The organism is Paracoccus aeridis (genome assembly GCF_004923205.2).
GTDB lineage: Bacteria > Pseudomonadota > Alphaproteobacteria > Rhodobacterales > Rhodobacteraceae > Paracoccus > Paracoccus aeridis.
In genome coordinates this window covers 1-15,381 of record NZ_SELD02000035.1, presented here as the reverse complement: position 1 = coordinate 15,381, position 15,381 = coordinate 1, and the positions used below count along the sequence as shown (strand labels likewise).

Here is a 15,381-nt window from a genome sequence, read left to right as displayed (position 1 = left end):
CGCTTCCCTGCCGCTCTCGGCCGCCTTCCGTCAGGCCCGGTGCGCACCCTCGGTGAGCGTGCGGACGAACTCCAGCACCTCGCCGACCTGCTGTCCTTCGCCGATCCGCTTGACGATGGCGCTGCCGACGACGGCGCCGTCGGCCACGGCGGCGACCGCCTCGGCCGCCTCGGGCGTGGAAATGCCGAAGCCCACGACCACCGGTAGCCCGGCCGCGGCGCGGACGCGCGCGACCTCGGGCGCGACGGCGGCGGGATCGGCCGCCTGCCCGCCGGTGATCCCCGTGACCGACACGTAGTAGACGAAGCCCGACGTGTTCGCGACGACCGCCGGCAGGCGCCGGTCGTCGGTCGTCGGTGTCGCCAGGCGGATGAAGTTCAGCCCCGCCGCGCGGGCGGGAAGGCACAGCTCGGCGTCCTCCTCGGGCGGCAGGTCCACCACGATCAGGCCGTCGATCCCGGCGGCGACGGCTTCGTCGAGAAACGCCGGCACCCCGCCCGGGTGGGCGTAGATCGGATTGTAGTAGCCCATCAGCACGATCGGGGTGGTGTCGTCCTCGCGCCGGAACGCGGCCGCCAGGTCCAGCGTGCCGGCGAGGCTGCCGCCCGCCGCCAGCGCGCGCACGCCCGCAGCCTGGATGGTGGGCCCGTCCGCCATCGGATCGGTGAACGGCATCCCAAGTTCGATGATGTCGACACCCGCGCCCGGCAGGCCCTTCATGATCGCAAGCGAGGTGTCGCGATCGGGGTCATGCGCCATGATGTAGGCGACGAACGCCTTGCGGTCGGCCTGGACGAGAGCTGCGAACGTGCGGTCGATACGGGTCATGGGGATCGCCTTCGTGTCGGTCCGCCACCTCATAGGAGGGAACGCCCGCCGGGAAAAGGGGCGGGCAGGGCCCACCGCGGCGGGCACGGAACTGGACGGCCCGCGCCGCCTGACCTAGAACGCCGCGAAACATCGCATGAAGGATCGCGGGCATGGGCTTTCGCATGGGGATCGTCGGGCTGCCGAACGTGGGCAAGTCCACGCTGTTCAACGCGCTGACGCGCACCGCCGCCGCCCAGGCCGCGAACTTTCCCTTCTGCACGATCGAGCCGAACGTGGGCGAGGTCGCGGTCCCCGACGCGCGGCTGGACACGCTCGCGGGCATCGCCGGGTCCAAGCAGATCATCCCCACCCGCATTACGTTCGTCGACATCGCCGGGCTCGTGAAGGGCGCGAGCAGGGGCGAGGGCCTGGGCAACCAGTTCCTCGCCAACATCCGCGAGGTCGACGCCATCGCCCACGTCCTGCGCTGCTTCGAGGACGGCGACATCACCCATGTCGAGGGCCGCGTGGACCCGGTGGCGGACGCCGAGACGATCGAGACCGAACTGATGATCGCCGATCTCGAATCGATCGAGCGGCGGCTCGCGAACCTCTCCCGCAAGCTGAAGGGCGGCGACAAGGAGGCGGTCGCGCAGGACCGGCTGCTCCGGCAGGCGCAGGCCGTGCTGGAGGCGGGGCAGCCGGCGCGGTCCGTCACGGTGGCCGAGGACGACCGCAAGGCGTGGGACATGCTGCAGCTCCTGACGGCGAAGCCCGTTCTCTACGTCTGCAACGTGGCCGAGGACGAGGCGGCGACCGGCAACGCCCAGTCAGGGCGCGTGGCCGAGCTCGCCCGCGCGCAGGGCGCGGGCCACGTCGTGATCTCCGCCCGCATCGAGGAGGAGATCAGCCAGCTTCCCCCCGACGAGGCGCAGATGTTCCTGTCGGAGATGGGACTGGACGAAGCCGGCCTCGACCGCCTGATCCGCGCCGCCTATGCCCTGCTGGGGCTGCAGACCTACTTCACCGTCGGCCCCAAGGAAGCCCGCGCGTGGACCATCACCCGCGGCACGCTGGCACCCCAGGCCGCGGGCGTCATCCACGGCGACTTCGAGAAGGGCTTCATCCGCGCCGAAACCGTGGCCTACGACGACTACGTCGCCGGCAAGGGCGAGGCGGGCGCCCGCGAGGCCGGCAAGTTCCGCGTCGAAGGCAAGACCTACGAGGTGAAGGACGGCGACGTGCTGCACTTCCTGTTCAACGCGTGAGGGGCTTGGCCCTGAGGCGCGCCGGCGTGGGTGCGGGTCCGGGCGGGGGTTTGCGCTGAGACAAGGGGTGCAACCCCCCGGAACGCGGCGGCCGCATCAAGGCGATCGACGCGAGAAGCTCTCCATCCCGTCCTGTCGCCTTCACCCCGTAGCCCGAGCCGGCGGATCCGCGAGCGCACATCCAGCCGCAGCCGGATCGGGAGAAAACTGTCGCAACGATAGATGGCGGAGGCGGTGGGTCTGAAAGACAACCTTCTCTGGCACGGAAACGAGTGGGAGCCGTAGTTTTCAGCCTTTGCGTCGCGGGATCTTTCTGCGATCGGCGTGACGTTGAACGGAGCCGCTGTCGACCATCACGACCTGATCCTGTGATGCTGGCTGCTCTGCCCTCTGAAAAACTGGAGTTTTCAGCTAACTTCGCTGGTTGCGAGATGAGCTGACGTGAATGGAGACGTCGAAGTTCACGCAGTGTCCCGGGTGGTGGTGTATGAGGCCGCGCGCGCAGTCTTCGACGGAGCGCGAGCCGCGCGGCCGCGGGTGACGCTGGCGGGCATGCCCGATCTTCGGCGAAGGTTTGGGTTGCGAGACCTGAACCCGACAACGGAGAGGACGATGACCGAAGAGAGAATGGCGCGGATCGAGCTGGTTGAGAAGCAGGCCGACGGCGATCTTCTGCGCGATATGCTGGCCTTTGCGGCCGAACGGATCATGAAACTCGAGCGTTGAGGAATCGATCCAGTGGATCGATGGTAGCGAAGGATGAGATCCCCAAGCTCCGGAAGGGCAGCTATTTCCCGAGCTTTCGGAGCCGCGCCGCACGGCCGAGGAGGCCCTCGTAGCGGTGATCCAAGAGGCCTATGTCCACGGTGTCTCGACTCGCTCGGTCGACGATCTGGTCAAGGCCATGGGCGCGGGCGGCATGTCCAAGAGCCAGGTCAGCCGACTTCTGCGCCGGGATCGACGAGCGAGTGAACACCTTCCTCTCCCGGCCTCTGGAGGGGTCCGCGTATACGTCGACGGCCATCTCTCTGGCTGGACGCCACAGACCTTAAGCTCCGGAAAGGGGGGCGCATCATCAGTAAGGCGGTGACAATTGCGGTGGCGGTCAACGAGGACGGCAAGCGCGAGGTTCTGGGTGTAGCCACCGCGCCATCCGAAGCCGAGACCTTCTGGACCGAGATCCTGCGGTCCCTGGCCGACCGGGGCCTGCGCAGGGTGAAGCTGGTGATCGCCGACAACCACAAGGGGCTGCGGGCTGCGGCACGTCGGGTCCTCAACGCCACCCGCCAGAGGTGCCGCATTCACTCTATGCGCAACGCCCTGGCTCACGCTCCGGCCAAGCAGCGCACCGCCGTGGCGGCGATGCTGAAGACGATCTTCGCACAGGAGACCCGGGCCGAGGCTGAAGCCCAGTGGGAGATCTTGGCCGACGCGCTCCGCGAAAAGCAGCCCAAGCTCGGGGCCCTGATGAATCCCTCCCGTGACGACGTGCTAGGCCTACATGTCCTGCCCACGCGAGCACTGGACCCAGATCGCCAGCACCAACCCGCTGGAGCGGGTAAACCGCAAGGTGAAGCGGCGCGCCGACGTCATCGCATCTTCCCCAACGACGAGGCCATCATCCACCTCGTCGGCGCGCTGATGCTCGAGACCAACGGCGAATGAGCGACTCCCCTTCTGTTGGACAGTTTTCGGGCTGATTTAAGTACTCTCTGCCCCTGCTGGCCGGTTCTGATCTGGTTGAAGTAGACCACAGCGGGCGGCTGTCAGCCATGGGCCGCATGAGTCACGGCCCGATTTTCGGGGGGTAGTTCAGTTTTCCGCAACAGCTGCTGCAATTATTCTATTTGACACCCGGGTGCCACCCTGACTTCGTTTATTCCATTGCGCTCGCTCGCACGCTTGGGCTGCGCGAACGGTTCTGATGAGGGGATTAGGGACATGACCATCGCGAAAGCCACGTTCTGGGGTTTGCTGACCTGCGTCAGCTTGTCAGCAGCATGGCCAGCACTAGCTGCCGGCACGCTCCGCTTCGGCGTGGCGGCCGCCGACCTCGGCACGCTCGATCCGGCGCGCGCCACCTCAACCCCCGACAAGCCGCTGACCGGCTGGATCTACAACGGCCTTGTCCGCTTTAAGCCGGGCTCCGACGACATCTCCGCCCTCGAGCCGGACCTAGCCGAAAGCTGGGGCGAGAGCGAGGACGGGAAGGTCTGGACATTCAAGCTGCGTCCAGGGGTCAAGTTCCACCACGGGTACGGCGAGCTGACGGCAGAGGACGTCGTCTTCTCGCTCAAGCGCGCCAGCAACCCCGACACCTCGGCTTTCGCGACCGATTACAAGGCCGTCGAGAACATCGAAGCCGTCGATGCGCTGACTGTGCGCATCACCCTCAGACAGCGGGTTCCTTCGCTGCTGGGGCTGGTCTCGAATTATCACGGCGGGAACATAATCTCGAAGAAGGCGGCTGAAGAGGAGGGCGCTGGCTTTGCCACGAAACCGGTCGGCACCGGCCCCTTCATGGTAGACAGTTACACCTCGCAGGAAAGCGTGCGGCTGGTGCGGAACCCGGACTATTTCCGCGGCGTCCCGAAGCTTGACGGTATCGAGGTTCGGTACATTCCCTCTGATTCAGCCCGCGACCTGGCGCTGAGGGCGGGCGAACTGGATGTGTCCTATGGCCGCCAGGACCAGCAGTGGATCGACGCGACCAAGGGGATGAGCGGTTTCGTCGTCGACATCATGCGCCCTGCCGAGTTGCAGCAGTTCCATCTGAACATGACCTCTGCACCGCTCGACAAGATCGAGGTGCGCCGGGCCGTGGCGACGGCCCTGAACCGCGACGAATTCGTCAAGTTCATTGGGACCAACCTCGCCCAGCCAGCAGGATCGGTCATTCCGACCGGCAACCTCGGCTGGGACAACTCGACCCCGATCTTCGGTCAGGGTGATGCCGAAGCCGCCAAGAAGATGCTGGCGGATGCCGGCTTTCCGGACGGCATCAAGCTGAAGATGATTCAGACCTCGCTTCCCAACATGCTGAGCGTCGCGCAGGTCGCACAGGCCCAGCTGGCCAAGGCCGGCATCGACCTTCAACTCGACGTCGTCGATCACCAGACCTTTCACGCCCAGATCCGCAAGGACCTCAGCCAGGTGGTCTACTACTCGGCAGCGCGCTTCCCGGTGGCGGACGTGTTCCTCAGCCAGTTCTTCCTCTCCGATTCGATCGTCGGCAAGCCGACCGCAGCGACCAACTTCTCGCACTGTGATGTGGCCGACGACGAGATTCTGGGTGCCCGTGCAGAACCGGACCCCGAAAAGCAGAGGGCCCTTTGGGCGGCCGCGCAGAAGAAGATCATCGAGAACGTCTGCGCAGTCCCGCTCTATGAACAGCTGATCGCCTATGCCCGCCGCGAAAACGTGGACTGGGGTTATGACCTGAAGGCCGATCTGCACCTCGGCCCGGTCATCACCGAGCTGACGGACCTCAAATAAGCCGGGGTCGTCGCGGTGTTGCGCTTTATCGGTCGCCGGCTCGTGACACTTGTCCCGACGCTGCTGGCAGTGCTGACGCTCGTGTTCGTTCTGGTTCGGGTGGTGCCTGGGAACCCGGCGCTCATCCTCCTTGGAGACCAGGCGACCCCCGAAGCCATCGCCCGGTTTTATCGGGAAACCGGACTCGATCAGCCCATCTGGCACCAGTATCTTTCGTTCCTGGGCCAAATCGCGCGGGGGGATCTGGGCCGGTCGATGATCAACGACCGCCCCGTCACCTCCGCCATCGCCGAGGTTCTGCCCTACACGCTCGAGCTTTCGATAGCGGGGGTGGTGGTGGGGGTTCTGCTGGGGGTGCCCCTCGGAGTCGTCGCAGCCCGTTCGAACGGCGGATGGGTGGACTGGCTGGTCCGCATCGTAACGCTGGGGGGGTTGTCCTTTCCGGCCTTTGTCTCGGCGATCATGATGTTGCTGGTGTTCGGGCTGTGGCTGGGATGGTTCCCGATCATCTCGGGCGGCAAGCCGTGGAGCGATCCCGGTGGCCGGCTGATGTCCTTGGCATTGCCGGCCATCAACCTCGGCCTGGTGATGATGGCCTATGTGGCGCGGGTGACGCGAGGGGGCATGCTGAACACCCTGCCGTCCGACTTCATCCGCACGGCCCGGGCCAAGGGCGTTCCGATGCGCCGCATCGTGTGGAAGCACGCCCTGCGCAATGTGCTGCTGGCGGTGGTCACCTTTACCGGCCTTTATTTCAGCGTGCTGATCGGCAACTCGGTCCTGACCGAGATCGTCTTCAACCGCCCGGGCTTGGGCAAGCTGGTCGTCGGGGCGCTGGATCGGCGCGACTATACGCTGCTGCAGGGCCTTGTGGTGACCTACGCAGTGCTGGTGGTGGTCGTGAACACGCTGACCGACCTTCTTTACGGCCTTGTGGATCCGAGGGTGAAAACGGGATGAGCGCGGCAGCACCAGTTCCGGCCGGCGCGGCAGGCCGCACCTATCGCCCAGGGCGCACGGCAATTCTCATCGGCGCCACGATCATGGCGGCCGTGCTGGCGGCGGCCGTGCTGGCGCCGGTGCTGGCACCGCACGATCCCTATGCGCAGTCGATCGCGACGCGGTTCCGGCCGCCTTCGGCCGAGCACTGGCTGGGCACCGACGGTTTCGGTCGCGACACCTTCTCGCGCATCCTCTACGGACTGCGGGTGACGCTGTTGACGGCCTTTGCATCGACGTCACTGGCGCTGGTCGCCGGCACAGCCCTTGGGATCATGTCCGGCTATTATGGGGGCACGCTGGATCGCTGGATCTCGGCCGCGAACGACCTGCTGATGAGCTTTCCGCAGATGGTCGCCGGCATCATCATGGTTGCCCTTCTGGGACCGGGTGTGACAAATCTGATCCTGGCCATCGCCATCACCGCCTTTCCTGCCTTTTACCGGATGGCGCGGTCAGCCGCGCTCGCTCTGCGCGGACGTGATTACATCGACGCCTGCCGGGTGCTGGGATATTCGGACGGGCGCATCATGCTGCGCCACATCCTGCCCGAGACGATGGACGACATGATCGTCGTCGGCACGCTGTGGCTGGCGACAGCGGTGCGCACCGAAAGTTCGCTGGCCTTCATAGGCCTGGGGGCACCACCGCCTGCGGCGACGCTGGGGGGGCTGGTCCGCGAAGGCTTCGACAACCTGCTCGAATATCCCGGCCTAGCGATCTGGCCCTCGCTGATGATCCTCTTGATCATGATCGGGCTCAACCTAATCGGGGACGGGCTGCGCGATTCCAACGACCCGAGGGCCTCGGCATGAGCGTGCTGCACATAGACGACCTTCGCACGTCGCTGACGCTGAACGGGCGTCAGCATCACGCCGTGCGCGAGGTGAACTTTCGCATCGAGGAAGGTGAGACGGTCGCCGTCGTCGGCGAAAGCGGCTGCGGCAAGAGCATGCTGGCCATGTCGATCATGGGCTTGCTGCCCTCGATCGCCGTCGTGACCGACGGGCATGTGGTTCTCGAGGGCAAACCCATCGAGCGTGAGAGCGAGCGGCAGATGGAGGCGATCCGGGGTGCGCGCATCGGGATGATCTTTCAGGAACCGATGACTGCACTGAATCCGGTCCTGACGGTCGGCGAGCAGATTGCCGAGCCGCTGCGCGACCACCTTGGTCTCTCGCGCAGCGAAGCCCGCAGGCGCGCCATCGCGCTGATGGAAAGGGTGCGCATTCCGTCGGCTGCTAGCCGATATGATTCCTATCCGCATGAATTCTCGGGCGGGATGCGCCAGCGCGTGGTTATTGCCCTGGCTATCGCCTGCGGTCCGCGCCTGCTGATCGCGGACGAGCCGACGACGGCGCTGGACGTGACGGTGCAGCGGCAGATCCTCGACCTGCTTGACATGCTTCAGGACGACGGCCGGATGGCGATGATGCTGATCACGCACAACCTGGGCATCGTCGCGGCGCACGCGGATCGGGTCGTGGTCATGTACGGCGGCGACATGGTCGAGTCGGCCCCCGTCCGCGCGCTGTTCCGCAATCCGGCGCACCCTTATTCACGGGCGCTGCTTGCCAGCCTGCCCCGCGTGGACCGCGACCTGTCCGAGCTTGCCTCGATCCCCGGCCGCGTGCCGCCTTTGACCCGGCTGCCCGACGGCTGCCGCTTCATCGACCGCTGTCCGCACGCAATGAAGATTTGTCAGGCGCTGCCTCCCCGTGTCCCCGTCGCGGACGATGCCGAACACGAGGTGCGCTGCTGGCTGCACGTGGAAGGGAGCGGGCGCGATGCTTCTGCAGGTTGAGGGGCTTCGCGTCACCTATCCGGTCTCGCGGGGCTGGCCCGTTCCCCGCACGTCGTACCTGCGCGCGGTGGACGACGTCAGCCTCAATGTCGGCGCAGGCGAGGCGCTGGGGATCGTGGGGGAAAGCGGCTGCGGCAAGTCCACCGTCGCGCGCGCGATCCTGCGCCTTGCCCGCGCGGACGAAGGTCGGGTCGTTTTCGATGGCGTGGATGTGACGCGTCTGCCGCTGCGCGCCCTCCGCAAGCTGCGGCCTCGGATGCAGATGATCTTTCAGGACCCTGCGGCCTCGCTATCGCCGCGCATGCGCATTGGCGACGCGCTGGCCGAGGCGATCGCGGTTCATGGGATCACCCACGGAGGCGATGCAAGGCGCCTGATCAAGGAAACGCTGTCGGATGTGGGCCTGCCGCCCGAGGCGGCCGCGCGCTATCCGCACGAATTCTCGGGGGGGCAGAAGCAGCGCATCGGCATCGCGCGGGCACTGGTGCTATCCCCGAGCCTGATCATCGCCGACGAGCCGGTGTCCGCTCTGGACGTGTCGGTGCAGGCGCAGATCCTGAACCTGTTGGCGCGCCTTCAGAAAGAACGTGGGATCGCCTTCGTTTTCATTTCGCATGATCTGGGCGTGGTGCGGCACTTCTGCGACCGCACGGCCGTGATGTATCTGGGCCAGGTGATCGAACAGGGCGACACGCGCCCGCTGTTCGATCGTCCCGCGCACCCCTATACCCGCCTGCTGCGGACCGTCTCGCCGGTGCCGGACCCCGATATCCCCGTTCCTCCCCTTGCGGTCGAAGGAGAGCCGCCGTCGCCGCTCGACCCGCCGCCGGGCTGCCGGTTCCACCCGCGCTGCCCCTATGCAGCCGAACGATGCCGGGCCGAGATTCCCGCCCTGCGGCCAACAATGGGACATCTTGTCGCCTGCCATTTCGCCGAGGCAATCGCCGCACAGGAGGACGCGTGATGGGGGAACCCGTAGTTCATGCCAGCCACTGGGGGGCCTTCTATGCCCGCCGTGGCCCCGATGGCGTCGAAATCATCCCGCACGAGGGCGATAACGCGCCGTCGCCCATCCTGCGCAACAATCGCACCATCCTCGACCACCCGGCGCGGGTGCTGCGCCCCGCGGTGCGCGAAAGCTGGCTGCGGCACGGCCCCGGTCCGCGCCAGCGCCCGATCGGCGAGCCGTTCGTAGAGGTCTCGTGGGAAAAGGTTTCCGAACTGCTCGCGGCCGAGATCGCGCGCGTCTCGGCTCTGAGCGGACCCGCGGGTGTCTACGGTGGCTCTTACGGGTGGGCGAGCGCGGGACGCTTTCATCATGCCCAGAGCCAGATCCACAGATTCCTCAATGTCGCGTTCGGCGGTTACGTCTCAGGCGTTAGCAGCTACAGCGCGGGTGCCGCGGCACCCCTGCTGCCGCGACTGATCGGGCCGTTCAGCGAAATCTCGCGCAACACGGTGTCCTGGCAGCAGGTCGTGCGCGAAGCCGACCTGATCGTGACCTTCGGCGGCATGCCTCCGCGCAATTCAGCGATCGGCAACGGCGGCGTCAGCGATCACGTCGAACATGACGCCATGCGCCGGATCGCCGCGCGCGGGGGCGCCTTCCACCTATTCTCGCCCATTGCCGACGACATGCCGGACGACATCGGCGCCGTGTGGCATCCCGTCCGGCCGGGCACGGACACGGCGGTCATGCTGGCAATGGCTTGGGTTCTGCAGAACGAGGGCCTGGAGGACCGGGCATTCCTGTCCCGCTACTGCGTCGGTTACGACCGGTTCCGCGACTATCTGCGGTCAGACGCCGATGGCGGCCCCAAGACCCCCGCCTGGGCCGAGGCCCTGACCGGCATCCCGGCCGGCACCATCACCGATCTTGCGCGCAAGTTGGTAAGCTGTAATTCCCTGATCGTTGTCGCCCACGCACTGCAGCGCGCCGAGTACGGTGAACAGCCGGTCTGGGCGGCGCTGGCGCTTGCCGCAATGGTTGGGCAGATCGGGCTGGCGGGCCGCGGCTTTACCTATGCCTTCGGTTCGCTGGCCCATACCGGGCGCCAGAAGGTCGCAATTCCGATCCCTGTATTGCCCCAGGGTCGCAATGGCTGCCGCGACTTTATCCCGGTGGCGGCCGTCTCGGACATGCTGCTGCACCCGGGCGAGCCGTTCACCTTCATGGGCGAGACTCGCAGTCTGCCGCACATCAGGCTGATGTGGTGGGCGGGGGGCAACCCGTTCCACCATCATCAGGACCTTGCGCGCCTGTCACGGGCGATCGGCCGCCTGGATACTTTTGTGGTCAATGAACAGGTCTGGACCGCCACAGCCAAGTCCGCCGACATCGTCCTGCCGATCTCGTTCACGCTCGAGCGGTCGGACTTTGGCGGCACACGGAACGACCCGCGCCTGTTCGCCATGCAGCCTCTCGCACCGCCCAAGGCCGAGGCGCGGTCGGACCACGAGGCGCTGGCCTCGGTTGCGGCGGCGATAGGAGGCGATGCGCACGCCGCCTTTACCGAGGGGCGCTCGGTCGACGAATGGCTGCGGCATCTCTACGAGCCGACGCGCATTGCCCTCGCTGAACGGGGCCTCGACGCACCGGATTTCGACGCGTTCTGGCAGCGGGGCTGGATCGACCTGCCCTGCGAGCCGGACATCGGGGGCTTCACCGCCGCTTTCCGCGCCGATCCCGAAGGACACCCGCTGGCCACGCCGAGCGGCCGCATCGAAATTTTCAGCGAGGAGATCGCGGGTTATGGTTACAATGAAGTTCCGGGGATGCCGGTCTGGCGTCCGCATCGGCGCCAGCCCGACGATGCCCGGCCATTCCACCTGATTGCCAACGCACCGGGGACCAAGCTGCACAGCCAGCTGGACTTCGGCGAAACGTCTGCCGCCAGCAAGGTGGCCGGCCGCGAAAGGCTGCGCATGAACCCTGGCGACGCCGCCGCGGTGGGCCTTGCCGATGGCGACATCGCACGGGTGGAAAACGACCGCGGCGCCTGCCTTGCAGGGGTCGCACTGTCGGACCGCATCCGGCCCGGCGTCGTCCATCTGGCAACGGGCTCTTGGTTTGACCCCCAGCCGGACCCGAGCGGACGTGCGCCGGTCTTCTGCGCGCATGGTCAGGCTAACGTGCTGACCTACGATATCGGCACTTCGCGCCTGACGCGCGGCTGCACCGGGCAGATCAGCCGCGTGGCGATCAGCCGCTGGACCGGACCCGTGCCTCCCGTGCGTGCCTTCGAGCCGCCGCCCCTTTTCCCCCTTGTCCCGGAGAGCAACGATGATTGAGGCCGAGCAGAACAGGCTAGCCGCTGCCGCGGTGCGGATTGAAACGCGCGCTTGGATCGATGGCGAGGTCTGCCATGCTGCTTCGGGCGAAACCTTCGCCACGGTAGCGCCCTCGACTGGAGACCACCTTGCGGATGTGGCCGCCTGCGGACCTGAGGACGTGGATCGGGCCGTGCGCGCCGCAAGGCGCGTCTTCGACGACGGCACCTGGTCACGCTGCGATCCGACCGATCGCAAGGTCGTCCTGCTGCGCCTTGCCGATCTGCTGCGCAAGCATGGCGACGAGCTGGCGCTGCTGGAGTCACGCGACAGCGGCAAGACCATCCGTGACTGCCGCAACGAGGTCGCGCACGAGGTGCCCAACTTCTTCCAGTGGTATGCAGAGACGATCGACAAGAGCTTCGACCGCATCGCGCCGACCGGCCCGACCGCCTTCGCCGCTATTGTCAAGGAACCGATCGGTGTCGCGGGACTGATCGTACCATGGAACTTTCCGCTGCTGATGGCGGCTTGGAAGCTGGCACCGGCACTGGCTACCGGGTGCTCGGTCGTCCTCAAGCCGGCCGAGCAGACGCCGCTGACGGCCCTGAGGCTGGGCGAGCTGGCCGCCGAGGCAGGCTTGCCGCCGGGCGTCCTAAACATCATTCCAGGGCTGGGCGAGACGGCGGGTCAGGCGATCGGCCGCCACCCCGATATCGACACAGTGTCCTTCACCGGCTCGGGTGAGGTCGGTGCTTATCTTCTGGGCTATGCCGCGCAGTCGAACCGGAAGCCCGTCGGGCTGGAACTGGGTGGCAAAAGCCCCTTCCTAGTGCTGGAGGATGCCCGCATTACCGACAGCCTCATCGAGGCCGCCGTGATGGCGGCGTTCTGGAACGGCGGCCAGAACTGTTCAGCCAACATGCGCCAGATCATTCACCGCCATCACCACGAGGAATTTGCGGCGCGCGTGACCGCGCGGGTGGCTTCGCTGGTGGTCGGGGACCCGCTCGACCCGGCGACGGACATCGGCGCACTTGTCACGGCCGAGCATCGTGACCGTGTGGCGGGCTATGTGGCCGCCGGACGATCCGAGGGAGCGCGCCTCGTGCGGGGGGGCGAGACCCTGCAGGGTAACCCCGGCTTTTTCCTGACCCCTGCGGTGTTCGAGGGTCTGAAGCCAGACATGCGGATTGCCCGCGAAGAGATCTTTGGCCCGGTCCTTGGCATGATGGTGGTCGACAGCGATGACGAGGCCCTGCGCATGGCCGTCGACACCGACTTCGGCCTGCACGCCTCGGTGTTCACCCGCGACTTGGACAAGGCCTTCCGGTTTGCCCGTGCGCTGCCAGTCGGCACGGTTTCGGTCAATAGCTTCTCGGAAGGATCCATCGCTACGCCCTTTGGCGGATACCGGCGCTCGGGGTCGCTCAGCCGCGACAACGGTCTGGAGGCGATGGCGCAGTATCAGCAGACAAAGACCGTCTGGATCGGCCTCGGAGCGGACCAATGACCCTGTCCGTCCCCGTTGCCCCGTTCCGCGGTGACGAGACGCTGCCTGACACCGTCGATGTCGTCATCATCGGCGGCGGCATCGTCGGGGTTACAAGCGCGCTTGAACTGGCCGAGGCGGGGGTGACGGTCGCCCTGTGTGAAAAGGGGATCATTGCGGGCGAGCAGTCCTCGCGCAACTGGGGCTGGGTGCGCCAGATGGGGCGCGACGAGGCCGAACTGCCCCTTGCTGCCGCATCGCTGGAAATGTGGCGGGGAATGGACCGCCGAATCGGCGCACCGACTGGCTTTCGCCAGTCTGGTATCATCTATGCCGCCTATACCCAGCATGACGCTGCCCATTGGACCCAATGGCACGAAATCGGAAAACGTCACGGCATCGACACCCGCATCTTGGACGGCGCGGCGGCCCGCGACATGATGCCGGGCATGGTGGGGGCGCTGTGCATGGCCCTGTGGTCGCCCCAGGACGGGATGGCCGAACCTTGGATCGCCGTTCCGTCCATGGCCGAGGCGGCCCGCCGAGCAGGGGCGATCATCCTAACGGAATGCGCCGTCCGTGCCTTGGACATCACGGGGGGCCAGGTGTCCGGTGTCGTGACGGAAAAAGGCCGGATACGCGCCAGGCAGGTAGTGATCGCCGGCGGGGTCTGGAGCCGGACGCTGCTGAGAAACCACGGCGTGACGTTCCCCCAGCTTCGGATCGTCGGCACGGTTGCCCGCGTCGAGGGCGTGACCGGCCTGCCGGACCACCCCGTCGGCACCGAGAATTTCTCGGTCCGGCCGCGCGTCGACGGCGGTCATACCCTGACCTTGCGCAATGCCAATATCGCAGAAATCCTACCGGACAACATTCGCTTCTTGCGTCAGTTCCTGCCCCGCCTGCGCGACAACTGGCGCGAGTTCCACCTGCGCGCCGGGCCATCGTTCTTCCGCGAGGCGCGGCGCCCCCGGTGCTGGAGCGCCGACGAACGCACCGTGTTCGAGGACATCCGCAGCCTTGATCCCTCGCCGTCGCGCCAGTTCCTTCGACGGGCCCTGGCGAACGCGACGCGGGCCTTTCCAGCCTTTACCAATGCCCGTACCACCCACGCCTGGGGCGGGATGATCGACGTGACGCCCGACGCCGTTCCCGTGGTTGATCAGATTCCGGGCTTGCCGGGGGCGATCATCGCGTCAGGCTGTTCGGGGCACGGCTTCGGCTTGGGACCCGGGCTGGGTCGGCTGACGGCCGACACGGTCTTGGCACGGCCGCCCGTCGTCGACCCCCGGCCCTTCCGCTGGTCAAGGTTTGATCGCTGAACTGGCCCACTCATCACCGACGAAAGGAACCAACATGACCAAATCATCCTCTCAGCGCACTAACTTCTCCTCCGGTGGAGCCTATGAGGGACAATACGGCTATTCTCGTGCTGTTCGCGTCGGCGACCAGATTTATGTCTCGGGCACCTGCGCGCCTGCCGCTCACGAGCACAGCGACGCCTATACCCAAGCCAAGGCCGCGCTGGACGTGATCGGCAGGGCGCTGGAGCAAGCCGGGACAACGTTGGAGGGCGTGGTCCGGACCGTCGTCTATGTGCGTGATATGGCCGATGCCGATGCCATCGCGCGCGCCCATCTTGAAACATTTGACGCGATCCGACCTGCCAGCACGATGGTCCAGATCACGTCCCTGCTGCGCCCATGGCAGAAAGTAGAGATCGAGGCCCACGCGATCGCCTAGAACTGAGGGGCAGACGGCGCCTCAAAGCAGCATCAATAAGGCGCTGACACGCTCGTCAAAACGGGCAATGAAGGCCGCAACAGCGTCACTCAGGGGCACGTGTTCTCGCACCACTAGGAAGATGTTGAACCGCGCCGGGGACTCAAAGGGCCGGCTGATGCCGCCGGCCCTCGCATGGCTCGCAGCCGCGAAAGGATCGACGACGGCGAGCCAGTGTCCCTCTGACACAAGCCGCGATGCGCTGGCCGACAGGTGAACGCGCATCCTGACCACGGGCGGATCGGGCAAAGCTGCTGTAAGCTGATCCAGTTGCACACCCGTCACGGTCGTGTCGGCAAAGCCGATTATGGGCGCGCCTGCAAGGTCGGCGGGCGTGACCACCTCGCGCGTATCGAGCTTGTGGCCCAGCGGCATGATGCAGTGATAGGGCAACTCGGCGTGCCACACCACGCGCATGGCCTGCCCCCCTGAGGTGGTCCGTTTGTAATCTTAGTGCATGA

General features: G+C 66.4%; 13 protein-coding genes and 1 pseudogene. 12 read left to right on the top strand and 2 right to left on the bottom strand.

Features of this window, described 5'->3' with window-relative positions:
* Window positions 1–30 precede the first annotated feature (30 nt).
* Window positions 31–828 carry a tryptophan synthase subunit alpha gene (trpA, locus tag ELI80_RS10540; protein WP_136651886.1) on the bottom strand — a complete coding sequence of 266 codons (798 nt, stop codon included), beginning with the start codon at window positions 826–828 and terminating at the stop codon, window positions 31–33.
* 152 nt (window positions 829–980) lie between these two features.
* Between trpA and ychF the strand changes: the two genes are divergently transcribed.
* From ychF to ELI80_RS10485, 12 genes and pseudogenes are all read left to right on the top strand, one after another.
* Entirely contained in the window at window positions 981–2,078 is a 1,098-nt protein-coding gene (gene ychF / locus ELI80_RS10535) for a redox-regulated ATPase YchF (RefSeq protein ID WP_136651885.1), read from the top strand.
* 612 nt (window positions 2,079–2,690) lie between these two features.
* Window positions 2,691–3,050, top strand: a pseudogene (locus ELI80_RS16655) (hypothetical protein).
* Between the two features lie 36 nt (window positions 3,051–3,086).
* Window positions 3,087–3,743, top strand: a complete 657-nt coding sequence (locus ELI80_RS16650; protein ID WP_438943068.1) for an IS256 family transposase — start codon at window positions 3,087–3,089, stop codon at window positions 3,741–3,743.
* A gap of 276 nt (window positions 3,744–4,019) precedes the next feature.
* The gene (locus ELI80_RS10525) at window positions 4,020–5,573 is read left to right on the top strand and encodes an ABC transporter substrate-binding protein (RefSeq protein WP_136651884.1); all 1,554 of its coding nucleotides are present in this window, start codon (window positions 4,020–4,022) and stop codon (window positions 5,571–5,573) included.
* Window positions 5,574–5,588: 15 nt separating this feature from the next.
* Window positions 5,589–6,533 carry an ABC transporter permease gene (locus tag ELI80_RS10520; RefSeq protein ID WP_136651883.1) on the top strand — a complete coding sequence of 315 codons (945 nt, stop codon included), beginning with the start codon at window positions 5,589–5,591 and terminating at the stop codon, window positions 6,531–6,533.
* Entirely contained in the window at window positions 6,530–7,387 is an 858-nt protein-coding gene (locus tag ELI80_RS10515; RefSeq protein WP_136651882.1) for an ABC transporter permease, read from the top strand. The genes ELI80_RS10520 and ELI80_RS10515 overlap by 4 nt, the downstream gene beginning before the upstream one ends.
* Window positions 7,384–8,376: an ABC transporter ATP-binding protein gene (locus ELI80_RS10510; RefSeq protein ID WP_136651881.1), complete on the top strand. Its 993-nt coding sequence runs from the start codon at window positions 7,384–7,386 to the stop codon at window positions 8,374–8,376. The genes ELI80_RS10515 and ELI80_RS10510 overlap by 4 nt, the downstream gene beginning before the upstream one ends.
* Window positions 8,360–9,340 carry an ABC transporter ATP-binding protein gene (locus ELI80_RS10505; RefSeq protein ID WP_136651880.1) on the top strand — a complete coding sequence of 327 codons (981 nt, stop codon included), beginning with the start codon at window positions 8,360–8,362 and terminating at the stop codon, window positions 9,338–9,340. Before ELI80_RS10510 ends, ELI80_RS10505 begins: the two co-directional genes overlap by 17 nt.
* Window positions 9,340–11,667 carry a molybdopterin-dependent oxidoreductase gene (locus ELI80_RS10500; RefSeq protein ID WP_136651979.1) on the top strand — a complete coding sequence of 776 codons (2,328 nt, stop codon included), beginning with the start codon at window positions 9,340–9,342 and terminating at the stop codon, window positions 11,665–11,667. Before ELI80_RS10505 ends, ELI80_RS10500 begins: the two co-directional genes overlap by 1 nt.
* Window positions 11,660–13,159, top strand: coding sequence for an aldehyde dehydrogenase (locus ELI80_RS10495; RefSeq protein WP_136651879.1), 1,500 nt, complete (start codon window positions 11,660–11,662; stop codon window positions 13,157–13,159). The genes ELI80_RS10500 and ELI80_RS10495 overlap by 8 nt, the downstream gene beginning before the upstream one ends.
* A complete protein-coding gene (locus ELI80_RS10490) occupies window positions 13,156–14,460 on the top strand; it encodes an NAD(P)/FAD-dependent oxidoreductase (protein ID WP_136651878.1) in 1,305 nt (434 codons plus the stop codon). The genes ELI80_RS10495 and ELI80_RS10490 overlap by 4 nt, the downstream gene beginning before the upstream one ends.
* Before the next feature lie 34 nt (window positions 14,461–14,494).
* Window positions 14,495–14,881, top strand: coding sequence for a Rid family hydrolase (locus ELI80_RS10485; protein ID WP_136651877.1), 387 nt, complete (start codon window positions 14,495–14,497; stop codon window positions 14,879–14,881).
* Between the two features lie 21 nt (window positions 14,882–14,902).
* On the opposite strand, the gene ELI80_RS10480 is transcribed toward ELI80_RS10485, so the two are convergent.
* Entirely contained in the window at window positions 14,903–15,337 is a 435-nt protein-coding gene (locus tag ELI80_RS10480; protein ID WP_136651876.1) for a LysR substrate-binding domain-containing protein, read from the bottom strand.
* Window positions 15,338–15,381: the final 44 nt, after the last annotated feature.

Coding starts and splice junctions, on each gene's coding strand:
- trpA (WP_136651886.1), bottom strand. CDS start 828: ATGACCCGTATCGACCGCACGTTCGCAGCTCTCGTCCAGGCCGACCGC.
- ychF (WP_136651885.1), top strand. CDS start 981: ATGGGCTTTCGCATGGGGATCGTCGGGCTGCCGAACGTGGGCAAGTCC.
- ELI80_RS10525 (WP_136651884.1), top strand. CDS start 4,020: ATGACCATCGCGAAAGCCACGTTCTGGGGTTTGCTGACCTGCGTCAGC.
- ELI80_RS10515 (WP_136651882.1), top strand. CDS start 6,530: ATGAGCGCGGCAGCACCAGTTCCGGCCGGCGCGGCAGGCCGCACCTAT.
- ELI80_RS10510 (WP_136651881.1), top strand. CDS start 7,384: ATGAGCGTGCTGCACATAGACGACCTTCGCACGTCGCTGACGCTGAAC.
- ELI80_RS10505 (WP_136651880.1), top strand. CDS start 8,360: ATGCTTCTGCAGGTTGAGGGGCTTCGCGTCACCTATCCGGTCTCGCGG.
- ELI80_RS10500 (WP_136651979.1), top strand. CDS start 9,340: ATGGGGGAACCCGTAGTTCATGCCAGCCACTGGGGGGCCTTCTATGCC.
- ELI80_RS10495 (WP_136651879.1), top strand. CDS start 11,660: ATGATTGAGGCCGAGCAGAACAGGCTAGCCGCTGCCGCGGTGCGGATT.
- ELI80_RS10490 (WP_136651878.1), top strand. CDS start 13,156: ATGACCCTGTCCGTCCCCGTTGCCCCGTTCCGCGGTGACGAGACGCTG.
- ELI80_RS10485 (WP_136651877.1), top strand. CDS start 14,495: ATGACCAAATCATCCTCTCAGCGCACTAACTTCTCCTCCGGTGGAGCC.
- ELI80_RS10480 (WP_136651876.1), bottom strand. CDS start 15,337: ATGCGCGTGGTGTGGCACGCCGAGTTGCCCTATCACTGCATCATGCCG.